This window comes from Betaproteobacteria bacterium (assembly GCA_016791345.1).
Classification (GTDB): Bacteria; Pseudomonadota; Gammaproteobacteria; order Burkholderiales; family JAEUMW01; genus JAEUMW01.
Genome location: JAEUMW010000373.1, coordinates 1 through 8,257, shown reverse-complemented (window position 1 = coordinate 8,257; position 8,257 = coordinate 1). Strand labels below are relative to the sequence as shown.

Genomic DNA, 8,257 nt, shown 5'->3' with positions numbered 1-8,257 from the left:
CGCACTTCTGCTGGCACAAGAAACTGTCGATCGCCGCCAATTGCCGCATGTGCCTGGTGCAGGTCGAGAAGGCGCCAAAGCCGCTACCGGCGTGTGCGACGCCGGTGACGAGCGGGCAGAAGGTGTTCACCCGTTCCGACTACGCGCAGAAGGCGCAGCACGCGGTGATGGAGTTTCTGCTCATCAATCATCCGCTCGACTGCCCGATCTGCGACCAGGGCGGTGAATGCCAGCTGCAGGATCTCGCCGTGGGCTACGGCGCCAGTGCGTCGCGCTTCGAGGAAATGAAGCGCGTAGTGCCGAACAAGAATCTGGGGCCGCTCATCTCCACCGACATGACGCGCTGCATTCACTGCACCCGATGCGTGCGCTTCGGGCAGGAGATCGCCGGCGTGATGGAACTCGGCATGGCGCATCGCGGCGAGCACTCCGAGATTCTCGCCTTCGTCGGCAAGACGGTGGATTCCGAGCTGTCGGGCAATGTCATCGACCTGTGCCCGGTCGGTGCGTTGACCTCCAAGCCGTTCCGTTACACCGCCCGCACCTGGGAGCTCGCACGCGAGCGCTCGGTGAGCCCGCATTGCGGGCTCGGCGCGAATCTGATCGTACAGGTCAAGCAGAAGCAAGTGATGCGGGTGCTGCCGCTGGAGAACGAAGCGATCAACGAGTGCTGGCTCTCCGACAAGGACCGCTTCTCCTACCAGGGGCTGAACGCGCCCGACCGCTTGACCGCGCCCATGCTGCGGGAAGGGGGAAGCTGGCGCGAGGTCGATTGGCTCACTGCGCTCGATGTCGCCGCCAAGGGGCTCGCCGCGGTACGCGGCGCAAACGGTGGCGAGGCCATCGGTTTTCTCGCCACACCGCACTCGACGCTCGAGGAGTTGTACCTCTTCGCCAAGCTCGCGCGTGGCCTCGGCAGCAACAACGTCGATTCTCGCCTGCGGCAGGCGGATTTCCGGGCCGATGGCCGGATGGCGGGCATCCCGTGGCTCGGCATGAAGATCGAGGCAGTGAGCGGCCTCGACCGCGTGCTGGTGGTGGGCAGCGTGCTGCGCAAGGACCACCCGCTGCTTACGCACCGGCTGCGTCAGGCGGCCAAGCGCGGGCTCGAACTTGCGCTGATCAATTCCACCGATGACGATCTGCTGATGCCGGTTGCGGGCAAGCTCATCGTGTCGCCGGCCAACCTGGTGCATGGACTGGCGCAGGTGCTGAGGGCGGCGATGGACCTGAGCGGTGCGCCGGCGGCGCATGACCTCGCGCAGGCGCTCAAGCTCGGCACCATGCTGCGCGGGGTGGAAGTGTCCGACGCCGCCCGCCAGGTCGCGGAGCGGCTGCTCGCGGGCAACCGCGCCGGCATCTTTCTCGGCAATCAGGCGCAGCACCATCCCCGCGCCGCCGAGCTGCAGATTCTGGCACAGGCGCTCGCATCGGTCACGGGCGCGGGCTTCGGGTTTCTCGGCGAGGCCGCCAACAGCGTCGGCGGCTATGTTGCGGGCGCCATTCCCTTCGCCAACCGGACCGTGGGCGCCAACGCGCAGGCCATGCTCGCGACACCGCTGCCCGCCTACGTGTTGCTCAACGTCGAGCCCGAACTCGACTGTGCCAACCCGCGGCAGGCGCTGGCGGCCATGCAAGCCGCACGGTTCGTCGTCGCCCTGTCGGCGTACCGGCACGGTGCGCAGGGTTATGCGAATGTGCTGCTGCCGATCGCGCCCTTCACCGAGACTTCCGGCACGTTCGTGAACACCGAGGGTCGTGCGCAGAGCTTCAACGGCTGTACCCGCCCGCTGGGCGATGCGCGCCCCGGCTGGAAAGTCCTGCGGGTGCTCGGCAATCTTCTCGGCATCCCCGGCTTCGACTACGACACCAGCGAAGCGGTGCGCGGCGATCTGCAGGCAGGACATCCGGACCTGTCGGCCGCGCTCGGCAACTCGATTTCCGGCGTTGCGCTGGGTGAGCTTGGCCCGGCGCCGCAATCTGGCATCCAGCGCATCGCGGAAGTGCGCATTCACGATGCCGATGCGATCGTGCGCCGGGCGCCGGCGCTGCAGCGCACGCGCGATGGTCAGCCGCCGGTCGCCGCCGTGCATGGATCCCTCTTTCAGAAGCTGCAGCTCACCGAGGGCGACAGCGTGCGCATCGAGCAGGGCGGCGGCGAGGCCATCCTGTTCGTCGAGCGCGACGATCGACTGCCGGAGGACTGCGTGCGCGTGCCGGCGGGGCACGCGCTCACGTCTTCGCTGGGTGCGGAAGATGCCGTCGTCACGCTGAAGCGCGTGCCCGGCGAGCAGCGGGTCGTGGTCTAGGGGATACGAACCATGGAATTTTTCGAACAGCTCCTCGGTCCCGCCTGGTTGCCCGTGTGGACGCTGGTGAAGATCATCGTCATCGTCGCCCCGCTCATGGGATGTGTGGCGTATCTGACCTTCGCGGAGCGCAAGGTGATCGGCTACATGCAGGTGCGCATCGGTCCCAACCGCGTCGGGCCGAAGGGGTGGCTGCAGCCGATCGCCGATGCCTTCAAGCTGCTCACCAAGGAAATCATCATTCCGAGCGAGGCGAGCAAGGGACTGTTCGTGCTGGCACCGGTGCTCGTGATCATGCCCGCCCTCGTGGCGTGGGCGGTGGTGCCGTTCGATGCGGGGATGGTGCTGGCCGATGTCAACGCCGGTCTGCTATACGTGATGGCGGTCACGTCCATGGGGGTGTACGGCGTCATCATTGCCGGGTGGGCGTCGAACTCGAAGTACGCGTTTCTCGGCAGCCTGCGTTCTGCCGCGCAAGTCGTGTCGTACGAGCTCGCGATGGGCTTCGCGCTGGTGTGCGTGCTGATGGTGTCGCAGAGTCTCAACCTGTCGGACATCGTGCGCTCGCAGCAGGGCGGCGGCTTCTGGAGCTGGAACTTGGTGCCGCTCTTTCCCATGTTCCTGGTTTACCTCATTTCGGGTGTGGCCGAGACCAACCGCGCGCCGTTCGACGTTGCCGAAGGCGAGAGCGAGATCGTCGCCGGCTTCCACGTCGAGTATTCCGGCATGGCCTTCGCCGTCTTCTTCCTGGCGGAGTACGCGAACATGATCCTGGTCGGCGCGCTGACGAGCGTCATGTTCCTCGGCGGATGGCTGCCGCCGCTCAACATCTGGCCGCTCAACGCCATCCCGGGCATTTTCTGGCTGATCGCGAAGATATGCTTCGTGCTCTTTCTCTTTCTCTGGTTCCGCGCCACCTTTCCGCGCTATCGTTACGATCAGATCATGCGTCTCGGCTGGAAGGTGTTCATTCCGCTCACCCTCATCTGGATCGTGGTCGTCGGCCTCTGGCGCATGACGCCGCTGTGGGTGTGGGGCGGTGCGCAGGGATGAAGGAGGTATGCCATGATTGATCGCGTCCGCAGCTTCTTTCATACCTTCCTGCTCTACGAACTGCTGCAGGGGATGGTGGTCACGGGCAGAAACATGTTCGCCCGCAAGATCACGGTGCAGTTCCCGGAGGAGAAGACGCCGCAGTCGCCGCGCTTCCGCGGGTTGCACGCGCTGCGCCGCTATCCCAACGGCGAGGAACGCTGCATCGCCTGCAAGCTGTGCGAGGCAGTCTGTCCGGCGTTGGCGATCACCATCGAGTCGGAGCAGCGTGACGACGGCACGCGCCGTACCACCCGCTACGACATCGACCTCTCGAAATGCATCTTCTGCGGATTCTGTGAGGAGTCGTGCCCGGTCGATTCGATCGTCGAGACGCGCATCCTCGAATATCACGGCGAGAAACGCGGCGATCTCATGTACACGAAGGAGATGCTGCTCGCGATCGGCGATCGTTACGAGGAGCAGATCGCCAAGGACAGGCTGGCGGATTCGAGGTTTCGTTGACGCTTCCTCGCGCGCGAGGGGCGTCTTGCCGATTCCGATAACGCGGTCGAGTGGGACGGGACACTAGGGGGGCGCGGGCGACTGACCCGCGACAACGACAGGAATGACATTTCAGCTCTTTCTCTTCTACTGCTTCGCGGCGATCCTGATTTTCGCCGCCTTGCGCGTGATCACGGCGCGCAACCCCGTGCACTCGGCACTCTTCCTGGTGCTGGCGTTCGTCAGTTGTTCCGCCATCTGGCTGCTGCTGGAAGTGGAGTTTCTTGCCATTACGCTGGTGCTCGTCTATGTCGGCGCGGTGATGGTGCTGTTCCTGTTCGTGGTGATGATGCTCGACATCAATCTCGACCGCCTGCGCGAGGGTTTCTGGCGCTACCTGCCGCTCGGGGCGGTCGTCGCCCTCATCATGGTGGCGCAGATGATCCTCGTCGTCGGCGGCAAGTACTTCGGTCTCGTCGAGATGCCATTGCCTCCCTCCCGATCGGCGACCTTCAGCAACACGAAGGAGCTGGGGCAGCTCATCTACACCGACTACGTCTACCCGTTTGAACTCGCCGCCGTGGTGCTGCTGGTGGCGATCGTGGCTGCCATCGCGCTGACGATGCGGCGGCGCAAGGACAGCAAGCATGTCGATCCCGCCAAGCAGGTGATGGCGCGGCGGGAAGGCCGTGTACGCCTCGTGACGCTGCCAGCGGAAAAGCGGGACGCGCCCTCGACCAACAAGATTTAGCAGGCCTGCGGGCCTGTCGGCCCGACGCACCCGTCGCGACGACGGGCCGTCGGTTACAGCATAGAAGGGGATTTTCGTGCTCTCTCTGACCCACGTCCTCGTGCTCGGGGCGATCCTGTTTTCGATCGCAGTGGTGGGCATCTTCCTGAACCGCAAGAACGTCATCATCCTGCTGATGGCGATCGAGCTCATGCTGCTCGCCGTCAACATGAACTTCGTCGGCTTCTCGCGCTTTCTCGATGATCCTTCCGGTCAGGTCTTCGTCTTCTTCATCCTGACGGTGGCAGCGGCGGAGGCGGCCATCGGACTGGCCATCCTGGTGGTGCTGTTCCGCGCGACGCGAACCATCAACGTGGACGATCTCGACCAGCTCAAAGGCTGAAGGACAGGAACGTGGACATGAAGTCTCTGTATCTCATCATCCCCCTGGCACCGCTTGCCGGATCCCTGATCGCCGGCCTGTTCGGTCGCGCCATCGGTCGCGCCGGCGCGCACTGGGTGACGATATTGAGCGTGCTCACCGCCTTCGTGGGATCGGTGGTGGTCCTGCTCGACGTGCTCAAGGGCAACACCTTCGACGGCAACCTCTACACCTGGGCGACGGTGGGCGACGTGAGCCTGCACGTCGGCTTCCTGATCGACCGCCTTTCGGCGCTGATGATGGTGACGGTGACCTTTGTCTCGCTGCTCGTGCACATCTACACCATCGGCTACATGGCCGACGATGCGACGTCTCCCGGCGGCTATCAGCGCTTCTTCAGCTACATATCGCTCTTCACGTTCTCCATGCTCATGCTCGTCATGAGCAACAACTTCCTGCAGCTCTTCTTCGGCTGGGAAGCGGTCGGCCTCGTCTCCTATCTGCTGATCGGCTACTACTACGGCAAGCCGACTGCGATCTATGCCAACCTGAAGGCGTTTCTCGTCAACCGCGTCGGCGACTTCGGATTCCTGCTCGGCATTGCAATCGTCTTCGGCGTCTTCGGCACGTTGCATTACGGCACGGTGTTCGAGCTTGCGCCGAACGTGGCCGACCTGTCGGTCGAAGTCTTGCCACACGTGCCGTGGTCGCTGATGACGCTGATCTGCGTGCTGCTCTTCATCGGTGCCATGGGCAAGTCGGCGCAGGTCCCCCTGCATGTCTGGCTGCCCGACTCGATGGAAGGCCCGACCCCGATCTCGGCCCTGATCCACGCGGCGACGATGGTGACCGCCGGCATCTTCATGGTGTCCCGCATGTCGCCGCTCTTCGAGTTCTCGGACACGGCGCGCACCGTGGTCATCGTGATCGGCGGCATCACCGCACTTTTCATGGGGCTGGTCGCGATCGTCGTCTACGACATCAAGCGCGTCGTTGCCTACTCGACCCTCTCGCAGCTCGGCTACATGACCGTCGCGCTCGGCGCGTCCGCATATCCCGCCGCGATGTTCCACCTCTTTACGCATGCCTTCTTCAAGGCGGCCCTGTTCCTGGCGGCGGGATCGGTGATCATCGCCATGCACCACGAGCAGGACATGCGCAAGATGGGCGGGCTGTGGAAATACATGCCCATCACCTACGCGACGATGCTGATCGGCGGGCTCGCCAATGCGGCCTTCCCGCCCTTCGCCGGCTTCTTCTCGAAGGATGCGATCATCGAGGCGGCTCACCTCGCACACGTGCCGGGCGCCGGCTTCGCCTACTTCTGCGTGCTCGCCTGCGCGTTCGTCACGGCGCTCTACACCTTCCGCCTGATCTTCTACGCCTTCCACGGCAAGCCGCGCTGGGAGGCGCACGGTCATGGTGATGCCCATGCGGCACACGGTCATGGCCACGATGATCACCACGGCCACGGGGGCACGCCGCACGAGTCGCCGGCGGTGGTGACAATCCCGCTCATCCTGCTGGCGATCCCCTCGATCTGCGCCGGCTGGCTGATCGGCGACATCGTCTTCGGTGACTACTTCGGCAGCTCGATCTTCATCGCGCCGGCGCACGAAGGCTTGGCGGAGATGGCCAGTGAATTCCACGGCGTCGTCGCGATGGTGATGCACGGCTTCTTCACGCTGCCGTTCTGGCTGGTGGTGGCGGGCATCGTCACCGCGTTCTTCCTCTACATCGTGAAGCCGGATCTGCCCGGCCGGCTGCGCGAACAGTTCGGCCTCATCACGCGCATCCTCGACAACAAGTACGGATTCGACGATTTCAACGAGCGCGTCTTCGCGCGCGGCACCGTCGGCGTCGGCACGGGTTTGTGGAGGGTGGGAGACGTCACGCTCATCGACGGCCTGATGGTCAATGGCTCGGCGCGTCTGGTGGGCTGGTTCGCCAAGCTGAGCCGCCACCTGCAGACCGGCTACATCTATACGTATGCCTTCACGATGATCATCGGCGTGGTGCTTCTGCTCACGCTCTGGTTCAACCGCGTCTGAAGCGGCACGGACCCCCGACACCATCACACAGCGAACACATGCTCCTCGGCCTGCCACTCCTCTCCACCGTCGTCTGGTTCCCGATCCTGGCGGGTGTCGTCATCCTCTTCACCGGCAACGACCGCAACGCGCCGCTTGCGCGCGTGCTCGCGCTCGCCGGCGCCATCGGCGGGCTGCTGGTGGCGATCCCGCTGTACACGCAGTTCGATCTCGCGCAGACCGCCTTTCAGTTCGAGGAACTGATGCCGTGGATCGAGAGCTTCAACGTCAACTACCACCTCGGCATCGATGGCATCTCGACGCCGCTGATCCTGCTCAACTGCTTCACCACCGTGCTGGTCGTGCTGGCCGGGTGGCAGGTGATCCAGACGCGGGTCGCGCAGTACATGGCTTCGTTCCTGATCCTCTCGGGCCTCATGAACGGCGTCTTCGCGGCGCTCGATGGCCTGCTGTTCTATGTCTTTTTCGAAGCGACGCTGATCCCGATGTTCATCATCATCGGCGTGTGGGGCGGGCCGAACCGTGTCTATGCGGCCCTCAAGTTCTTCCTCTACACGCTGCTCGGCTCACTGCTCACGCTGATCGCGTTCATCTATCTCTACAACGCCTCCGACGGCAGTTTCGCGCTCTCCGACTGGTATCAGCTGCGCATCGGGATGACCACGCAGATCCTGCTGTTCTTCGCGCTGTTCGCCGCCTTCTCCGTCAAGGTGCCGATGTGGCCGGTGCACACCTGGTTGCCCGACGCGCACCCCGAGGCGCCGACCGGAGGATCGGTCGTGCTGGCGGCGATCATGCTGAAGCTCGGCGCGTACGGCTTCATCCGCTTCTCGCTGCCGATCCTGCCCGATGCCAGCCACAAGCTCGCCGGCCTGATGATCGCCCTGTCGCTCATCGCCATCGTCTACATCGGCCTGGTGGCGCTGGTGCAGACCGACATGAAGCGGCTGATCGCGTACTCCTCGATCTCGCACATGGGCTTCGTGACGCTCGGCATGTTCCTCTTCAACGCGGCGGGACTCGAAGGCGCCATCGTGCAGATGGTTTCCCACGGCTTCGTCGCGGGTGCCCTGTTTCTCTGCGTGGGTGTCGTCTACGACCGGATGCACACCCACCTCATCGCGGACTACGGCGGCGTGGTGAACACGATGCCGGTGTTCGCGGCGTTCTTCATGCTCTTCGCGATGGCGAACTCCGGCCTGCCGGGAACGAGCGGATTCGTCGGCGAGTTCATGGTGGTGATGGGGGC

7 protein-coding genes are annotated in these 8,257 nt (G+C 64.3%); all 7 read left to right on the top strand.

The annotated features are described in order from the left end of the window. The coding region (locus tag JNK68_14540; GenBank protein ID MBL8541562.1) for an NADH-quinone oxidoreductase subunit G at positions 1-2,309 on the top strand (2,309 nt) is incomplete at its 5' end. Positions 2,310-2,321: 12 nt separating this feature from the next. Further along, positions 2,322-3,362, top strand: a complete 1,041-nt coding sequence (nuoH, locus tag JNK68_14535; protein ID MBL8541561.1) for an NADH-quinone oxidoreductase subunit NuoH — start codon at positions 2,322-2,324, stop codon at positions 3,360-3,362. A gap of 15 nt (positions 3,363-3,377) precedes the next feature. Beyond that, the gene (nuoI, locus tag JNK68_14530) at positions 3,378-3,866 is read left to right on the top strand and encodes an NADH-quinone oxidoreductase subunit NuoI (protein ID MBL8541560.1); all 489 of its coding nucleotides are present in this window, start codon (positions 3,378-3,380) and stop codon (positions 3,864-3,866) included. Positions 3,867-3,969: 103 nt separating this feature from the next. After that, positions 3,970-4,596, top strand: a complete 627-nt coding sequence (locus JNK68_14525; GenBank protein ID MBL8541559.1) for an NADH-quinone oxidoreductase subunit J — start codon at positions 3,970-3,972, stop codon at positions 4,594-4,596. 76 nt (positions 4,597-4,672) lie between these two features. Continuing rightward, the gene (gene nuoK, locus JNK68_14520; protein ID MBL8541558.1) at positions 4,673-4,978 is read left to right on the top strand and encodes an NADH-quinone oxidoreductase subunit NuoK; all 306 of its coding nucleotides are present in this window, start codon (positions 4,673-4,675) and stop codon (positions 4,976-4,978) included. 17 nt (positions 4,979-4,995) lie between these two features. Then, entirely contained in the window at positions 4,996-7,008 is a 2,013-nt protein-coding gene (gene nuoL, locus JNK68_14515; GenBank protein MBL8541557.1) for an NADH-quinone oxidoreductase subunit L, read from the top strand. 38 nt (positions 7,009-7,046) lie between these two features. Then, a partial coding sequence (locus tag JNK68_14510; protein MBL8541556.1) for an NADH-quinone oxidoreductase subunit M occupies positions 7,047-8,257 on the top strand: 1,211 nt, incomplete at its 3' end.

Coding starts and splice junctions, on each gene's coding strand:
- nuoH (MBL8541561.1), top strand. CDS start 2,322: ATGGAATTTTTCGAACAGCTCCTCGGTCCCGCCTGGTTGCCCGTGTGG.
- JNK68_14525 (MBL8541559.1), top strand. CDS start 3,970: ATGACATTTCAGCTCTTTCTCTTCTACTGCTTCGCGGCGATCCTGATT.
- nuoL (MBL8541557.1), top strand. CDS start 4,996: ATGAAGTCTCTGTATCTCATCATCCCCCTGGCACCGCTTGCCGGATCC.